This is a genomic window from Acidobacteriota bacterium (genome assembly GCA_012517875.1).
GTDB lineage: Bacteria > Acidobacteriota > JAAYUB01 > JAAYUB01 > JAAYUB01 > JAAYUB01.
Genome location: JAAYUB010000071.1, coordinates 1 through 16,702, shown reverse-complemented (window position 1 = coordinate 16,702; position 16,702 = coordinate 1). Strand labels below are relative to the sequence as shown.

Annotated in this window: 12 protein-coding genes; 2 read left to right on the top strand and 10 right to left on the bottom strand. The window is 62.5% G+C overall.

Translation table 11 applies throughout. The annotated features are described in order from the left end of the window. On the top strand, positions 1 to 2,130 hold a 2,130-nt coding region (locus GX414_07405), incomplete at its 5' end, for a hypothetical protein (protein NLI46917.1). A 173-nt stretch (positions 2,131 to 2,303) separates the two neighbouring features. On the opposite strand, the gene GX414_07400 is transcribed toward GX414_07405, so the two are convergent. Further along, positions 2,304 to 2,510 (bottom strand): hypothetical protein, encoded by a 207-nt coding sequence (locus GX414_07400; protein ID NLI46916.1) that lies wholly within the window; start codon positions 2,508 to 2,510, stop codon positions 2,304 to 2,306. A 187-nt stretch (positions 2,511 to 2,697) separates the two neighbouring features. Between GX414_07400 and GX414_07395 the strand changes: the two genes are divergently transcribed. Continuing rightward, positions 2,698 to 4,170 carry a hypothetical protein gene (locus GX414_07395; GenBank protein ID NLI46915.1) on the top strand — a complete coding sequence of 491 codons (1,473 nt, stop codon included), beginning with the start codon at positions 2,698 to 2,700 and terminating at the stop codon, positions 4,168 to 4,170. Between the two features lie 40 nt (positions 4,171 to 4,210). On the opposite strand, the gene GX414_07390 is transcribed toward GX414_07395, so the two are convergent. From GX414_07390 to GX414_07350, 9 genes are all read right to left on the bottom strand, one after another. Beyond that, entirely contained in the window at positions 4,211 to 5,122 is a 912-nt protein-coding gene (locus tag GX414_07390) for a putative CRISPR-associated protein (protein NLI46914.1), read from the bottom strand. A 253-nt stretch (positions 5,123 to 5,375) separates the two neighbouring features. Next, complete coding sequence (gene cmr6, locus GX414_07385) at positions 5,376 to 6,794, bottom strand: type III-B CRISPR module RAMP protein Cmr6 (GenBank protein ID NLI46913.1); 1,419 nt, start codon at positions 6,792 to 6,794, stop codon at positions 5,376 to 5,378. A gap of 23 nt (positions 6,795 to 6,817) precedes the next feature. After that, positions 6,818 to 7,165 (bottom strand): type III-B CRISPR module-associated protein Cmr5, encoded by a 348-nt coding sequence (gene cmr5, locus GX414_07380; protein ID NLI46912.1) that lies wholly within the window; start codon positions 7,163 to 7,165, stop codon positions 6,818 to 6,820. Positions 7,166 to 7,187: 22 nt separating this feature from the next. After that, positions 7,188 to 8,114, bottom strand: a complete 927-nt coding sequence (gene cmr4, locus GX414_07375; protein NLI46911.1) for a type III-B CRISPR module RAMP protein Cmr4 — start codon at positions 8,112 to 8,114, stop codon at positions 7,188 to 7,190. A 16-nt stretch (positions 8,115 to 8,130) separates the two neighbouring features. After that, positions 8,131 to 9,294 carry a hypothetical protein gene (locus tag GX414_07370; protein NLI46910.1) on the bottom strand — a complete coding sequence of 388 codons (1,164 nt, stop codon included), beginning with the start codon at positions 9,292 to 9,294 and terminating at the stop codon, positions 8,131 to 8,133. Beyond that, positions 9,291 to 12,146, bottom strand: a complete 2,856-nt coding sequence (gene cas10, locus GX414_07365) for a type III-B CRISPR-associated protein Cas10/Cmr2 (protein NLI46909.1) — start codon at positions 12,144 to 12,146, stop codon at positions 9,291 to 9,293. Before cas10 ends, GX414_07370 begins: the two co-directional genes overlap by 4 nt. A gap of 13 nt (positions 12,147 to 12,159) precedes the next feature. Beyond that, positions 12,160 to 13,293, bottom strand: a complete 1,134-nt coding sequence (locus tag GX414_07360) for a hypothetical protein (GenBank protein ID NLI46908.1) — start codon at positions 13,291 to 13,293, stop codon at positions 12,160 to 12,162. Between the two features lie 35 nt (positions 13,294 to 13,328). Continuing rightward, on the bottom strand, positions 13,329 to 13,550 hold the full coding sequence (locus GX414_07355; GenBank protein NLI46907.1) for a hypothetical protein: 222 nt from the start codon (positions 13,548 to 13,550) through the stop codon (positions 13,329 to 13,331). Positions 13,551 to 13,607: 57 nt separating this feature from the next. Continuing rightward, a partial coding sequence (locus tag GX414_07350; protein NLI46906.1) for an SMC family ATPase occupies positions 13,608 to 16,702 on the bottom strand: 3,095 nt, incomplete at its 5' end.

The window sequence follows — 16,702 nt, the reverse complement described above, 5'->3', positions numbered from 1 at the left end:
GTGGGCGTCGACGAGGCGGCGCTGGAGGCCGAGGTGGTGCGGATCCTCCGCGGCCACGACGCGCTGCACCGGCGGGGCGCCGAGACCGGCACCCGGCGGACGGCCCTGTACAAGGAGCTGTTCCCGGCGCTGGCCCGCCGCGGCGTCGAATTCTGCTACATCCGGTACGGGCAGGATGTGCTGAACGTGCCGCAGTTCGCCGCCGACGCGCTGGGCGGGAACCGGTACCTGTCCATGGTGACGCGGCTGCTGGAAAACCTGCTGTTCGGCAACGACCGGAACCTCGGCGAGGCCGACGCGTACGCCGTCCAGGCGGCCAGCCGGCTCTTCCCCGTCCCGCCCGGCGACCGCGGCGCCCAGGAGATCCTGGCCCAACTCGGCTTCGAGCCGGTGGACGACCGGCGGGACGAGCATGGCAACCTCCTGTACCGGCTGGTGCGGGACGGCTACCTGCTGGGGGCGCTGCGCCAGGCGGCCCTGGAGGCGGTCGGCACCCCGCGGGCGAACGAGCTGGGTTCGCTCCACGTGGTCGCGGTGACGGCGGGTGGCCCCTTTCATCAGCTCGCCGATTTTTTGAGCAACCTGCTGGGCCAGTTCCTGCCCGCCGACGACCTGGCACCCTTCGCCGGACGCAGCGCGCCCGGCCTCGGCGACGCCCGGAACCTGAAGGAGTTGGCTGCGGCGGCGGCCCGACACGCCCGCCACCGGTTTGTCTACGGCCCGCTCGACGACCTCTACCGCGGCCTGTTCCGCCGCCTGCGCCACGGCGACGCCGCCGGCATCATCGCCGACTGGTCGGCGGTGGAGGCCCTGGCCGCTCACCCCTACTACGCCGAACCGACCCGCCGACTGCTCGAGGCAGCCACGGACCGGCTCTTGAAAGAGCCGGCGGAAGCGCAACTGGAACTCATCGAGAGCGCCGCCCGACGCTACCTGCTGCGCCGCTCGGGCTACGAAGAGACGGCCCGCCGGATCCTGGAGCGGCTCGCGGCGCCGCTGGAGCGCCTCTGGACGGACAACCCGCAGGAGCCGGGGCTGGCGGCCCTGCGCTTCCGCGTGCAGCGCGACCTCCTGGCCTGCGCCAACCACCAGGGCCGCCTGGACCGGGCCGCCGACGCCATGGCCGCCGGCGAGGCGATGCGGGAGACGGTGTGCCGGACGCCGGAGGGGGCGGCCCTCTACCTCGACTTCCTCAACCACCGGAGCGTCTACCACGCCAACATGTTCCAGTTCCGGGAGGCCCAGCACCTGCTGGAGGGCTGCATCCGGCTGCGGGAGTCGGAGATGGGTGCCCTGGAGCGGTTCTTCGGAGTGCGGCCCGGCCGCGACCAGCTCCTCGGCGAGTTGTACGGCTCGCTGGGACAGGCGCTGGCCTTCCAGGCGCCGCTGGATGCTGCCGGCGAGCAGTTCAGCCGCGCCGAGGCGTGCTTCAACCGCGCGGTGGAGCTGTTCGAACGGAAGGGCGAGGAGCGGGTGGAGCGGAATTTCCTGGCCCACCTCTACCTGGATCAGGGCCGACTCGGGGAAGCCGCGGAGCTGGCCGCGGGGCTGGCGGGGACGGACGTCCGCTGGCCGGAACCGGTGCGTGCGGCAGCGGAGCGCGGCGACCCGTACACCCTGGCCCTGTGCTGGAAGGCGGCCTGGGAACTCCGACGGCAGAGCCGACTGGCGCCGGACGAAGTCCGCGAACTGGACCGGCTGGCGCTGGAGCTGTCACTGGAGGCGGCGCTCGGCGATCGCGCCGCGGAGCACCCGGCCGAGTTCTGCGCCTTCTACCAGGCGCTCCACGCCGCGGAAACGCAGCCGGAAGCGGGCGAGACGCTGCTGCAGGGCATCAGCCTAGTCCAGCCGGAGGCCGCCTCGGTCACGCTGGAATGGATCCGCGCGGCCATGGTGGCCCGGTGGATCCTGCACGCCGCTGAAAAGGGCCGCGCGACGCCGGAGTTCCACCACGAGGAGGTGCGGGGGCGGATCCGCCGGGCGCTGGAGGCGGCGCCCGAGCTGCGGACGCAGTGGCGGGAATCCCAGTTGGGCGAGACTCCCGAGCGGCTGCTGGGCGCCCCGCCCGGCCCGCTCCCCCGCCCCGGCCTGGCCGCCTTCGCCGCCCGGTTCACGTTCAATTACCGGTGACGATGAATTGCACCGCGCCTTCCCGCTTAGGGCAGTCCATTGCGCGCGTTCGACAGACATCCACGGAATTTAATCAGTCAGAGACGGTGCCTCAACATCGAGGGTAAGCTCCGGTTGCAGGTCGTGCCTCGTTGCCGGACCGCGTTCGGCGAACGCGGCGTACAGGCCACTGTTCATTTCTTTCGGATGACATCATAATAATAATGGACTGCCGTACCCACCGCGCTGTAGCCGGCGTTGATGCAGTCCCACAAAACAGCATCGCCCAAGAACAGGTTGAGCAGCAACAGGCCTACATTGATGAGGCAGTTCACGGCGTTGACCTTCCAGTTGAAAAAGATCGCGATCACCACCGCGATGCCGAAGATGATCAAATGCATCATGCCTCCTGAACGGAGCTTGTGGGTTCGACGGGAATTTCACGTTCCCGATTCCACGTGATCAGCCAAGAACGGCGAACCAAAACAAATCACCACCTCTCTCGAAACCATATAGTGGAATTCCACATGGTGTCCAAGAGATTGATGGTCAGTGTATAATCAATTACTCCGATCAGGAGGCCGTATCATGCCGGTTCATGACAATTTTTTCAAACCGGACATCGCCGCGGAACTCAGCCGGTTTCTAGAGACATATCCGCAAGTTGATCTAGTCGTGGGCATTGCCTCCAATTCGGACAGCATCGCCGGCACCCTCTTATCCATCCAGCCTAAATCAGCGCTTCTTTTGCGGACTGCAGACCTGCCCCGGATACCTTTCCAAGAGATTCGCGCCTGGCAGGCGCGATGGCCAGGCCCGGGAGCGGCTCCGGTAATCCGCGAGTATCCCGAGGAAGGGCAAACCGGGTTGACCGAACCGGAAATCCTGCCCACTCTGGTCCAACAGACAATATCCGTCAACCCTCGCCGCATTGGATATCTGATCACGGGTGGCTCGAAAGTTCATGCGGCGCTCCTTGTCCGGCACGCTCAGGTTGCAGGTTCCCGAATCCTTCATTTCCAAGCCGAGTACACGCCGGACGGTCGACCCATCGCCGGCACCGGCCGGTTGATGGAACTCCCCGAGCCTCAGGAAGTCATCCGCCGCGAGGGATTGCGGCGTTCTCGCGAAATGGTCGCTTCCGGCGCGTTCGACTCATCCCGGCGGATCCTGGATGAGCTTGACGCGTACCCGGACGCCGACCAACTCGTCCGCTTGACCCGCCTGTGGATCGACGCGTGCCGTCTGCGGGATGCCCTGCTGCCCGCCGAAGCCGGTGATCTGGCGGCCCGTATCGAGCAATCAATCGACGCGCTCGGCCGCCCCATCAACCAAACGCCCTGTCACCAGGTGCTCAAACAGGCAGCGGTCAAACTACGGGTTATCTGCCACGAATTGTCGGCAGCCATGGCCGGGACAGTCGACTGGAACACTCGGCATCGGTTGCCATTGTTAGCGGAGCTGCTCATCAGAGCGAGCCAGGAACAGGCGGCAGGACGGCGCAACCACGCCGCGCTTTTGTACTATCGACTGGCGGAAGCCTGCCTGACGGAGCGCCTGCGGGTGGATTACGGAATCGCCTGCGACAGCCGGGTCGAATCACCGGATGATCGGCTGCCGGCCCGAATTCCGGCTGGTATCGCAATCCCTGCCGGTACCGACGGGCTCTTGGCCGCTTATCAGGAAGCGTGCCGACAGATCGGCTTACCGGCCCTGGAACTGACTCAACCCTTGGCGCTAATGGCCAAGTATGCATTGCTGGTCGCGATGGGCGATCCCGCCCTGCCGCCGAATTCCATCGGCATCGGCGTCAGGCTGCGCGAACTCGGCGTCAGCCGGAACCAAAGCATCTTCGCCCACGGGTTTGAGCCCGTGAGTCCCGACGATCTGGACGAACTCGGACAGATCGTCGGCATCCCGAAGCCTGAAACCGGATTGTTGAATCTGTGCCTACCGGACGGACCTTCGAGGGGCCAATTCAACCAAAAGTGTAAAGAGTATAGAGGGCCGGTGCTCAATGCCGATGGAGACGGGTTGATCAACCGAAAGCAGAACTGCTAGCGTTTCATCGCGGGCTCAAAATCTCACTTGCCTGGCCGCATCAGCGGTTCAGCCAGTCGTTGAGCCATGCCACGGCGGCGCGACGCTGGATGTCCCCCTCCGCCGTCGTATCGACGCGGATTCTCACCGTCCACGTACCGGCGGAGAAAACCGCCTCGATGCCGTGGCTGCCCAAACGGAAACGGGTAGGGTTCGGCAAATCCGGGTTGAAATAGACGGTGGCGCACGATTCCACAAAGTCCGCCGCCGCGGTGAGACGTTCCATGAAGGCCAGGATCTCCGGATGCGCCCGCAAGCCGCCCGTTTCCCAACGCGGCGGCTTTTTCCGAGTCGCTTTGGGCGGCAGCAGCTCCGGTGCCATCCGCCGGAACCGCTCGGTGAACGTCTCGTGAAAGATCTGACCGACGGGTGAGAGCTCCAGATACTCGGCGCCATCGATCATCTCGCGGTTGACGAGGGGCTCCAGCCGCTCGTCCCACTCCTCGGAAAAATCAGCGGCCGGCTGCGGCTGGGTGTCGCGACTGAGCCGCCACAGAATCCCGGACGTTGTCATCCAGAGAGTGAAATCCATCGCCACAGGCATCGGCGGAAAGTCGATCACCTCGGCGAACCGCTCATGCATATAGTAGACGGGAACCGACAGAGCCTGGCCGATGAGCACGGCGATGGCGATCTGGGCCTTATACCCACCCGTGGCGTTGATGGCGCACTGTTCAGGCCCATAATCGTGAATCGTCCGACAGATCAACCGAGCCAGATTCCTCAGGCCTTCTGTTCGGAACAGGCGGGGATTGTCATCTCTCAATCCCGGCACCACCACCGCGGTCACCGGTGCAAACCCGCGTCCGACGAAATAGTCCCGGAGCACGGAGGCGGTATTCTTCCCATCAGCCGTATCGGAATGCAGAAAGGTCAAGCCGCAGGCGTCCGGAATGAACTGCCTGTCCAGCATGCTTTGAATCGAATTGATCTCAGCGCCCAACAGACGCCGATTAGGCGGCAGGCATCGCATCGCCTGTGCCAACGACGGCCAATCGTGACACCGCCAGGCGCGCGCAACAGCCGCTTCATCCGTCGAAACCGAAGCCCCCGATGACTGCTCATCCAGCCGCGGCAGGTTGGTGACGAACAGACTCGTCCCCACCGTGCAGATCAGGTGTTGCGTATTCATCATTATCGCTTCATGACGACAACAAATTGAACACTTAGATAAATCCTTTGAATATTGCTTTAATCGGCTTTCCTCCCCGCGTTGTTACTTCCACGGTGCAACGGCGCCCGGCTGGAGTCAGAGGGTAAGGAGGGAATTTACTGGCATCCATCTCATCGCCGTTTTCAAATTTTATGCGAGCTTTACCATTGGCGACCGCTGTCACCAGGACCGCCTTCAACCTTTGAGTTTCATCCGGAAGACTGGAATCAGCTTGAATTACAATCGGTTTACTTGTCTGCGGTTCAGCCGTTGGCTGATGATACGAACCTTTGTGAGCCGGTTTGTGGGTCTGTGGAGGCACAGAGAATTCTTTCTTTTGGACCTGGGGTGTTGTGTCGTTGGCCGGTTTACCTGGCTGTGCGGTGGATTTGGGCAGTTCCGACTCGGAACCCATCAGCCCATACCCCAGTGAAGTCTTGGCGCCGAACCCCATCCATTTGAACGAAAATAGCATGACTTGCTCAATGCCGGCACCAATGAAGTCATGGATGGACGACGGCATGCCGGCGGTTTCGGAGCGCTCCACAACAAACTGGAACGAACTGCCGGCGGGAATGGTGAGGAAGAATATGGGATTGGGTGATCCCCAATCCCCCGGCGGCCGGTCTCCTTGGTAATAATGGTTGAAGTGGGGATTCATAATGTCCACACTCAGCTTGCCCCCGGCTATCTCAGGATAGACATCCCAAAAGCGGAGTGAGCCCACGAGATGGAGCTTGCGACGCAGCTCCCGGTTTTCAGGTAGTTCCCTCAGGAACTCCAACCCCCTGCTCCGCCACTCATCCCGGTCCTTGGAATCCGGCAGCAAGCGAATGATCGCCTCGATCTCCACCGGGTCGCATGCTGAAATCGCCGCGTCATAGGCGCTTCGCCATCTCGCCAGCTCCTGGGCAATTACATCCGGCGTGTCCTTTTCTTTCTTCTTGAAAAAGGCGCTGTTCTCATCAAAGCCGAACAGCCACCACACCCGGGTCACGCTCCAACCATCCGGATCGGGCTCGAAGAGCGCCAATTCTTCGGCCGCTCGACGAACTACTCCCTTTACGGCACTGCCAGGCAGATATGGAACCCCATAAGGCGACAGGAACGAGAAGCCGTTTTCCAGCGGGTGTTCCAACCCTAGGCCGGTCACAAACGGCCCCAGAGAGAACATCGTACCACGCCAGGCGATCCGCGACTGAATCGATTCCGCGATTCCTCGCTGCCGTTCGATCAGGGAATGGATCAAGTCCTTGTGAGCGGCCTGCAACGCACATGCTTTCTTCAACGCTTCCTTCTTGTCGGTTTTGACCGGCGTGAAAACCGCCGGGTTCCAACCATCAAAATACAATCCGAAGCGCAGTCCCGGCGATGCATAGGATCGATCAGCTTCGACGACTTGACGCAATTCGTTGTAGGCCATCGTGGTCATGGGGCTCTCCTGTACATCCAAAGCTACAGAACCGCCGCCGCAAACTGACGGAGCCAACGAAGAAATTCAAGGCTCTCCTCGGTGACCTGAATGTAGATGTCGGAATCGACCGCCGTCAGCGTCTGCATGAAAGCAACAAATTGCTCTTTGCCTTTGAATTGATCGGCATACTGCCGGCAGATCCAAGCCCGGAGATCATCACCCAACTGGCTGGCCGCTCCCTTCTTATCCTGGTAGAAGGCCAGAGCCTGCATCAAACCATTGCCCATGATCAGGGCCGGTGCACCTTTGGCGATGTTGGAATATTCCTTAGTCTTCCCTTGCACCTTGCTCCAGGCAAATGCCGCTCGTTCCTGATCCAGAGTTTTCATGTGCTGGGTCCTCCTTGTCAAATCATGCAAACCTGATCTGGACCTGGCCACGACCCGTCGTGGCGTCACCGCCCATCTGGACCAGAGAGCCGTCAAGCAATCCGGTCACGGCGTTAAGGACGTTGTCAGCCTGCATCAAGTCTTTCATCGTGTCGCCTTTTTTTCGCCGCTCCATGGAACAGAGGACCATGCCGGCCATGAGCGTCTCGGCGGGCAGGTTTTCCGTGTAAAACAATCCGCCGTCCTCCGCCGTGCCGCTTTCATCGGAGATGCGGACGTGGGGTTCAACGACGGTGGTGTGCTGCACGAAGTAATTGAACCGATTGTCCGACAGCAGTACCAGATGCCGTGCGATTTTCGAGCGGAAATACTCCGTTCCCGGATCTTTCGGTAGGCCGTTCTCCGACATCCACCGAGCGACTTTCTCCAGCTCCGCCTTGCCACCGTCATCCGCCGAAAACTGGCAGCTTTCAAGCACCAACTTTTTATTGCTGGCTTTGAGCGCATCATCAAGGAGCACGCACTGATCGTCGGAACCCACCTTGGGAATCTTCCATCCCGCCGCCTGCTGGATCCCGCAGAGCACGAGCATCCGGCGCAGGCGTTCCAGTGCGGTTGGCGACGTGGCATACACATAGGATTCCCGCAGGCTCCTAACGGGAAACAACACGCTCTGGGCATCGGAAAAACTCACCGCCCCGGCGTGCTCCGCTGAACCCTCGGGATCCGGACCGAATAGAACGTCCAGATCGGCCTGTTGGCCACCCGCGCTTTTGTGGATCGCCAGATGGTGGCGCAGGGCGCCTTTGATCCCCGAACCGGCCATGACCGGATGGCCGGTATGGCGTTCCCGTTGGATGGGATTGTCCACGGCGCCCAAGGCGGTGCCCGCGCCCATGTGGAGGGGGCTCACGCAGTAAACGAACATGACTTTCTTCTCTTGAAACATCTATCACCTCCTGGCCTTATTTCCAATTCCCGACCCAGACATTGCCGAATCCTTCCGCCCGCCGCGCGGCGTACGCCTTTGTCAACTCGCCCCCCAACTGACTGGCAATCAGCGGCCACCAGCCGTCCCGCCGGAGCAATACCACGAACTTTGTTGTATCCCCCGATATTGTCTCAAACCAGTACACCGAACCGATGGGCGCCATGCGCATTGACGGTTTGGGCTCTTGCCGGGCGACATCCCAACCGCTGATCGTCTGATAGCTTGGAACAGCGGCTGAAACCAGCCGGGCGGTGAAATCCTTGGCTCGCAGAAGGAATTCACCCTGCTCGATCCCGACGCACGGCGGTATCCAGCCATCCGGGAAAACGCCGGGAGTCGAGAGGATGATCCGAAATTTATTGCCGGTGATCGGGACTGACAATATGCCGAAATCAAATTCATTCGTCACCGGATGGATGGATGCTGATTTCCCATCGCCACCCAGGCGCACCAATCCGTCCGCGGGCAGCAGGTCGCCATGTCCGTCAAATCCGGCGATGAACGACACCCCAGGTAACAGAGTCACCGCTTCCGAGGTGTATATCCTACCCTCATCCGCCGTTCGCGATTCGCCGGCGAGCGCGATGCCCAACATGTCAACGGTGTCCCAGAGCCTGGACGGCGCAGTCAGATGCTTGGCCTTGACCGGCAGTCCCTTCAGGTGGCTGGCCAAGCCGGCGCCGTTCACCCAACGGGACAACGGCTTGGACGCCTTTTGTCGCCGTAGCACGGGAATCGAATCGAGCGGGTAGGCGGCCTTGAATTGAGCGAGGGCTGAGCGCGTCAAAGGTTCAAGCGGGACCACATCTTCATCCTGATCGGAAAATACCGCCAGGTCCACCGGGAGTGGGAACCAAGCCTGGCCGCCGGAGAAGAGAGTCAGCCACGTCAGACGGAGCGGTCCGGGTGCGTCGGCGGTGCCGACAGTTTTCAGAACTTGTGCATCCCTGAGTGTGCCCTTCAGAAAATGCGTCCAGTCGATTCCCCGGTCAGCCAGAATTCGGGATCGGATCGCTCCGGAGAACACGGACGGCCAGGGCGGCATGGTGGTTTCGTTGTGTTCGCTGGTGGCTCCGAACAAGCGGTTTCCGCGAAAGAGGCAAACGTCGATGGGGGATATCATGACACAGGTGCTCATTGCCTTCCCTCCCGGGCGATGAATTCGCAAGTCGTCAGCAGTCGAGCCAGGAAATCCGGCCGATCGGCCGTTGTGATCGTGAGATCGGCAACCTTCTGCGCCAATCCCGCCAACGCTTCTTTCTTTTTGTCATCCTTGTTTTTCCGCTGGCGATAGAACTGGTACGCCATCAGGCGCTGCAACATGGCTACATCGGCTTCCGGCGCCATTCCATCGAACCAAACCTGCAGGTTGTAGGCGGCCCGGCGCGAGACGGTCTGTGCAAACGCATCGCGCAGTTCCATCAGGATTGGAACAATCGGGATCTCTCCGCCGTCAATGCCCACGCGCCATTTGGACACCAGCTCGATCCGGCCGCCCGAGCGCTTCTGAAGCATCACACAGAATGCATCGCGCCCCTGCCTTTTAGCGGTTCTCTCCGCTTGACGCAGGTTTCGCAGCACCATCGCCAACGGCGCAGTATGGTGGGCGATCACCACCCCCGCCGAGACTGTCGCTTTCTCGCCCATTGTTCGGAACAACCGTCCCTTCATCCAGACATAGCCGTCTTTAACCCGTACTTGGCTGCCTTCGATCCATTTGGCAGAGACAGCAGGGCTCGGCTCAATACCGGAATACAGGCAGCGGAGCGTTTCCATCGCCGGCAGCAGATCGTCCAGGCTCAGCAGGGCCAGAAGATCGTCACCGCCTGAATATAGAATTTTCCCCTTGAACTGCCGCTCCAGAACCCACGGTGCTATCTCAAGCGCGAAGTGATTCAACGAAGTCGAAATGGCGTTGTGCCGTCCGGGCGACGGCAACCGCTGAGCATTTAAGTAGTCAGCCAGAGGTCCCTGATCCAGTCCTTTTTGGGCAATCGCTTTTAGGATCTGAGGATGCCAGGCATCCCGGTACACACTACCCAAGGAAGCTTCTGTACCGCTGAGCCACGCGCCCATCCTATCTCCGTCCATGAGAATCAAAGCATAGTAGGTTTCCGGCTTGCTACCGGAGAGCGCCTGGACGATCGATTCTACCTTGCGCATGGCCTTGTCGTCGCCGGCTTCACGAATCCGGTCCATCAGTGTCGGCAGTCGTCGAATCAGATCTTCATGCTCATTTTTGAACATTTGTTGGACAAGAGCTCGAGGCAGAGCGGATTCCCAAAGATCCTCGCCAAACACCTTGATCAGATCGGCCAGTTGGATCCAGGATGAGTGTTCTGGGTCAGCTGTCAGCATTCGCTCCATGCCTGCCGCGAGGGCCATGGTGTGCGTCGAAACCGTGTAGCGCTGCACACCGGCGGCCATCTGTTCCACTTCTGTCCGGAAGAGAGTGGGCCAGAACCTTTTCAACGTGCACAACGCGCAGAGATGCTCCCCTCGCTTGGCCAGGGAAGGGGCATGTTCCGCCACGCGGGACCAGATGCTTTGATTACGCTGGCCCGGAGGTTTGGTAAGGAGGTCAGGATCGTCGGTGAGCCATTCCCGCTCGCCGCACATACTGCACCGATATCCCGCATGGACAGCTTGCTCGAAGGCGCGAAGCGACTTGCCGGCGGCCAACAGCCGGTCCGCTAGATCGTAAATCGCTGGGTAGCACGTTCCCGGATTCGGCTGATAGAATTTGGCCCCCGACACTTCAACCGCCCCACTGACCACCCGCCAGGAAGGATGGTCGAAGAAACTGGAGGAGCCGTCCGGGTAGACCAGGGCCATCGATTGGCCCAATTCTTCCACCGCCGCCTTGAACTGGCCGTCTTCTGTCCCAGCCGGCCAACGAACTGCACACCAATGGAATTCGGGGAATCCCAGGAGCTGCTTATCAATCTGTGAAGACATGCCAGTTGGAATTTCAGCTGTGCGCCCTCCTTTTTGCAATAGCAACCCGGCCGCCCCTTCGACTTGACGCCGGACCCAATCACGGACCCTGTGCTCCATTTCCACCATGAATTCGTCGATTCCTTCAGCGGGAATCAACGCAATGAAACGATTGGGGAGTGCTGCGGTGAACAGGGGATTGGCGTCCGATTTCAAATGCTTCCAACCCGACACATCGGGGATTGAAACACCCGATTCTTCCAACCAGGCGTCCACCAGTGGAGTCCCATGAAGATTGGGCAGCAGTAGGGCATCGGGTCCGAACCGCTCGCAGACCATTTTCATCGCCTCCCAGCTCAGGCGGGAGAGAAAATGCGAGCCGGCCCACAGATCGGATGTCGAGCGGGATTGGGCAATCCACGTCTGCACGGGACCCATCGAAACCAGGATAAGGGCGGGCTGCCCGCCCGGTGCGGATGCCCCCGTGAAAGCCGATGTCAATCGGGCGTGTTCCCAGATGCTGTGGTCCGGCACACGCGTGTCGGCCGGGAGGATGCTCCACAGCTCGCCCAAATCATATTCTGTCTCTTCAGGAGGAATCGGCGCCAGCCGCCACATCGCCAGAAACGTCAAACGGAGATTGATATTTCCCGCTGCATCCCGCCGGATGAGCTTCGAGAGATGCCGACTGGAGACATCCTTCATCCATTCCCATGGGATATCCTCAAGCTTCTGGCGGATTGCGTGACGACGACCGGACAGCGGATGAATGAACACCGGTTCCTTTGAATAATCGACCTGGGTCCAGCGCTCATACGGACCAGCCTGGCTCTCTCTCGGGAACTGTGGACGGTCGGCGGCGGAAGCCCACCGGTCCGCGCGCCGAATGACGGTGGATTCATCGGGCGACAGGTTGAGATGCAGCTGATCGGCGATCCAGGCGACGGTGCCCCCCTCGTGACCAGCCGGATCTTTCATGAGCACTAGCGCTTTTTCAGGCGGATCATGAAGCAGGGCAGCCAGTTTCAGTCTCCAGAAATCGGATGTGTTCATCATGCCTCCTCAGCTACCAGCGCGTCGCTTCGCGATCCAAATATTGATGAATTAGAGGCCAGACTTCGATCTCGTACTGCTTCACTTTGTTTTGGTCTTCGCGGGAAAGTAAGCGGATTATGTGGTCTGGAATTCCAGCAGGCACGTGGACAATGCAGCCTTTGAATCCATTCGCCTCTTGGACAGTTTTCAGTCGAAGTTGATTAGTTAATCTTTGATCTTTCCACTTGTCATCGTATCTATTCTGCCCGATATAGTGATTAGTCACGGGATATGCGATCACATGGCGCCTTTGCAAATTTTGTCCCTGAAAGTTGAACTGTGTTCTGAGACCTATTTTCAGACGGGCAAGTTCCTGCATGACCAAATCCCAACTTGAGAAAGTGTTTTTAGTGGTCCAAGACAATAATCCTTTATTATCTTTACCTATAGCAGCAGGCCAACATCGTGCAAGACATTGGCCCAACGGCTGAGACATGCTGCTGAGGTCGTCAGACGGTTTTGAAGGCTTGAACTCACAACCCTTAACACTTGAGATTATGAATGATCCCCAGCCATTTCGACTCCGCCCCCCCAAGGATTCCACCCAGTGCATGACGGTAAGAATCTGCTGTAGTTGAGATGCCAACTGCCCGATCCCACACCCAGAGAACCTGATTTCCAGTTCTGTCCCGGCGTCAAGAGCAGGGGGTGTTTTCAGATCAGTTTTCCCTTTGGGTATTAGGGGACCATATCCCAAATAAAGGTGCGAACCGATCATCCTGTCTGCTACTCTTTCGACCTCGACATGCTTTGTTTTAGGATCTCTTCCCCAAGTTGTCAGGTATTTAGTGTTTTTCTGGTATACTCCTATGGTAATTGGGCTTTTCATGGCCCAGGCCTTTCCATTATTTTTCAGCCATGCATGGCCGAAGAGATTTCCTTCCGCCTCCCGAAGCATTTGAAAATCGTATTGATAGCTGCTCGCGGCCGCTAGCCGCCAGCAACGTCTCAATAGTGCTTTGATCGGCGGCGTTCGGATTTCCGACGAGCCATCCGCACCTCCCAAGAATGCCGGCGTTGTGAAGCGAATGGTGATTGTCGCCGATTGAGGAGATGCCTTTTTTTCAGAGCCTGTGATTGAATGATCGGGCGAAGAAAACGTCATACTTGTCCTCCCATGAGTTCCTGGAACTATAGAGGTCAAAATGGATCAAAAACAAAATTGTGAGTAGTTGTCGAATTCCCCATGCCAGCCCTGTATGTCGTTCTGCCGCGAACGCCGGAAAGATCGCCGCCCCTGACGAGGGCGTTCGCGGCTGCCACCTGCTTGTGAATCGACACTGCCATGATAGGGGCAGCACGAAAAAAAATGCAAGCGATAAATTTTGAACCTGTGACGAACATCATGTTTTCCGTTCCCATCGGGCGCCGTCTCCCGGTTGTATGGGGCGATTCCGCCGGCCGTCCGGAAAAAGTGCGTCAACCCGCAATCAGCCGGGCGGTGCTGCCGGTGCGCGGGGGTATCACCTCGAGCCGCGTGTCGATGCGTTCGCGCAGCTCGGCCACGTGGGAGATCACCGCCACGAGCCGCCCGCCGGCCTGCAGCTCCGCCAGGGCCCGGAGGGCTAGGTCCAGCGACTCCTCGTCGAGGCTGCCGAAGCCCTCGTCAATGAAGAGCGTCTCCAGGCGGACGCCGCCGGCGTAGCCCTGGACCACGTCGGCCAGCCCCAGCGCCAGCGCCAGCGCCGCCAAAAAGCTCTCACCCCCCGACAGCGTCGCCGCGGGTCGCGCCTTGCCGGTGTAGCCGTCGTCCACTTCCAGATCCAGCCCGCCCATGCTCCGTCGATCGGGGCCGACCCCGGCGCGGCGCAGCAGGTAGCGGTTCTTGCTCATGATGGCCAGCCGGCGGGAGGCGGCGTCCAGCACCTCGTCGAAGAGCGCCCCCTGCACGAAACGCTGGAAGGTGACCCGGAAGTTGTTCCGGCCGGCGGCCGCCTCGCCCAGTCGGCCCATGACCCGGTGCCGCTCCTCGAGCCGGTCGGCTTCGCCGGCTAGCGCCGCCAGGGCGGCGCAGTGGGCCTCGGCCTGGGCCAGGCGGGCCCGAAGTTCCGCCTCGACCTGGACACCCTGTCGGTGCAGGCTCTCCGCCGCCTGCACATTCGCCTGCAGGGCCGGCAGGTCGGGGACGGCCAAGCCCTTCACAGCGCGGCAGGCGCGGACGAGCCGCTCCCTGGCGGCGCCCCAGGCGGCCTCCCCCTCCCGGATGCAACGATCCAGGGCCTGGATCGCCTGCGGATCGCGGCGGGCCGATTCGAAGGCCCGGACGTCGGCAAATCCCGCTCCGGCCAAGTCACGTTCGAACGCGCTGCGACTATTCGCCAGTCGGGCCTCCGCCGCCTGCGCTTGTTCTCCGGCCGCGGTTCGCCGCGCCGCAGCGCTTGCCGCCGCGGACTCCGCCATGGTGGCCCGCTCTCGGGCCAGCCGCAGGGTGTCCTTCAACTCCTTCAACGCTGCCCGCGCCTGCCGGTCGGCCTTTTCCAAAGCAGCCGATTCCCGGTATTCGGCCGGAACCTGTTGCTCGAGTTCCGCCACTTGGCGGCGGGCCGCGTCGCGGGCGGCGGCGGCCGCCGCCTGGCGGCGGGACAGGTCCGTTTGGCGTGCGTGCAACTCCGCCTCCTCCCGGCGGAGATCGTCCAACCGCCGGCGCAGCTCCGGGAGGCGGTCTTTCGCCGCCCGGAGCCGGTCGCGTTCCGTCCGGACCCGGCGGCGACGCGTCTGGAACTCGGCCAGGGACACGACGCCGGCGGAAGCCAGCCGCTGCTCGAGGTCCTTCAGGCGGGCCGCCGCCGTCGCCGTATCCCGGGCGGTGGTGGCGGCGTCGCGCCGGGTGCCGTCCAGGGCGCGGGCCAGCTCGTCCGCCTGCCGTTCCAGGTCGCGCAGTCCGGTCTCGGAGGGCATGCCGACAGCCGGCGGGGCGGGCGACGGATGCTTCCGGGAGCCGCAGACCGGGCACGGCTCGCCCGGCGCCAGGGCGGCGGCCAGCACGCCGGACTGGGCGCGGAGAAAGGCGTCACGGGCGGCGGCGAGGGTGGCGGCCGCCCGGCCGTGGGCGGCCTCGGCCTTGACCAGCGCGGCGTCGCAAGCCGTCTGCGCCCGCTGCGCCGCCTGCGATTGCCGAAACAGGGACGCCAGGGTTTTCCGGTCTTCCTCCTGCTGCTCCAACTGGCGGCAATCGGCCTCGGCGCCGGCGAGGGCGGCGGCAGCCCGTTCGGCCTCCAGGTGCGCCGCTTCCGCTACCGGCCGTTCGGCGCGGACGGCGTCCAGACGCTTCCCCACTGCCGCCAGTTCGTCCGAACGGAGACTATATTCGCCCTGGTGCTCCGCCGCGGTCCGTCGGGCGGCGTCGAGGGCGCGCACCTGCCCACGCCATTCCCCGAGCTGGATGATGCGGCGGTCCGCCGCCTCGCGCTCCCCCTCGCGGGCTTCCGCCGCCGCCAGCGCGGCGCGGGCCGCCCGCAATTCCTTGTCGGCGGTCCGCTGCGCTGTTTCCATCCGGCGGGCCTCGTCGCGAGCCGCCCGGGCCGCTCCTTCCGCATCGACCGTCGCCCGGGCGGCACCCTCGAGGGGAACCACCAAGCGGGCCAGCCGAAGCTCCTCCGTCCGGGTGTCCATCGTCGGCTGCTGGGCCTCGAGCCGCCGAACGTCCGCTTCCGCCGCGTCCCGCTCCTTGAATTTCTCGGCGGCGCTCTGCCCCCCCGCCAGCAAAGACCGTGCCCCCGCCGCGGCGGTCTCCTGCCGGGCCACCTCGGCCGCAACCTGGCGGTGTTGCGCCCGCACCTCGCCGCACCTCGCATCGAGCGCCTCGGGCGAGTCGGCGCCGGCGGCCGCCAGCCGTTCCTGCCGGCGCTGGAGCACTTGCTCCCACTGTTCCTTGAGCCGGCGGGCGGACTGCACCAGCGCCTCCTGGATGAGGCGGTAGCCCTCGGTCTGGAACAACACCTCCAGGATCTCCTCCCGCTCGGCGGAACCCGCCAGGAGGAACCGCCGGAAGCGGTCCTGGGGCAGCATGACCACCTGGCGGAACTGGTCGGCCCGGAATCCCAACAGCTCCTCCACCGCCTCAGTGACGGCCCGCTGCTGGGACGCCCGCACGTGCAGCGCGCCGCCGGGGCCGACCTCCCAGAGCGTGGCCGAAGCCGGCTCGGTGCGGGTACCTTCGCCGCGGCGCCGGGGCCGCTCCTGCTCCGGCCGGCGCTCCACCCGGTAGTGGTTCGGACCGAGGGCGAACTCGAACCGGACGCAGGTCGCCAGGTCCGCCGGGGCGTGGTCGCTGCGCATCTGCCGGGGCGTGCGGTCGTCGCCGGACATGCCGCCGTAGAGGGCGTAACAGATCGCGTCGAGCAGGGTGGTCTTGCCGGCGCCGGTGGGACCGTGAATGAGCAGGAACCCCCGCGGGCCGATGGATTCGAAATCGAGCTCCTGCCGGTCGCGATATGAGCCGAACGCCTGCAGGGTGAGTTTCAACGGCCGCATGTTCCGGCCTCCCGCTGCCGCACGCGCTCGGCGGCGACGAC

Coding starts and splice junctions, on each gene's coding strand:
- GX414_07400 (NLI46916.1), bottom strand. CDS start 2,510: ATGCATTTGATCATCTTCGGCATCGCGGTGGTGATCGCGATCTTTTTC.
- GX414_07395 (NLI46915.1), top strand. CDS start 2,698: ATGCCGGTTCATGACAATTTTTTCAAACCGGACATCGCCGCGGAACTC.
- GX414_07390 (NLI46914.1), bottom strand. CDS start 5,122: ATGCTGGACAGGCAGTTCATTCCGGACGCCTGCGGCTTGACCTTTCTG.
- cmr6 (NLI46913.1), bottom strand. CDS start 6,794: ATGACCACGATGGCCTACAACGAATTGCGTCAAGTCGTCGAAGCTGAT.
- cmr5 (NLI46912.1), bottom strand. CDS start 7,165: ATGAAAACTCTGGATCAGGAACGAGCGGCATTTGCCTGGAGCAAGGTG.
- cmr4 (NLI46911.1), bottom strand. CDS start 8,114: ATGTTTCAAGAGAAGAAAGTCATGTTCGTTTACTGCGTGAGCCCCCTC.
- GX414_07370 (NLI46910.1), bottom strand. CDS start 9,294: ATGAGCACCTGTGTCATGATATCCCCCATCGACGTTTGCCTCTTTCGC.
- cas10 (NLI46909.1), bottom strand. CDS start 12,146: ATGAACACATCCGATTTCTGGAGACTGAAACTGGCTGCCCTGCTTCAT.
- GX414_07360 (NLI46908.1), bottom strand. CDS start 13,293: ATGACGTTTTCTTCGCCCGATCATTCAATCACAGGCTCTGAAAAAAAG.
- GX414_07355 (NLI46907.1), bottom strand. CDS start 13,550: ATGGGAACGGAAAACATGATGTTCGTCACAGGTTCAAAATTTATCGCT.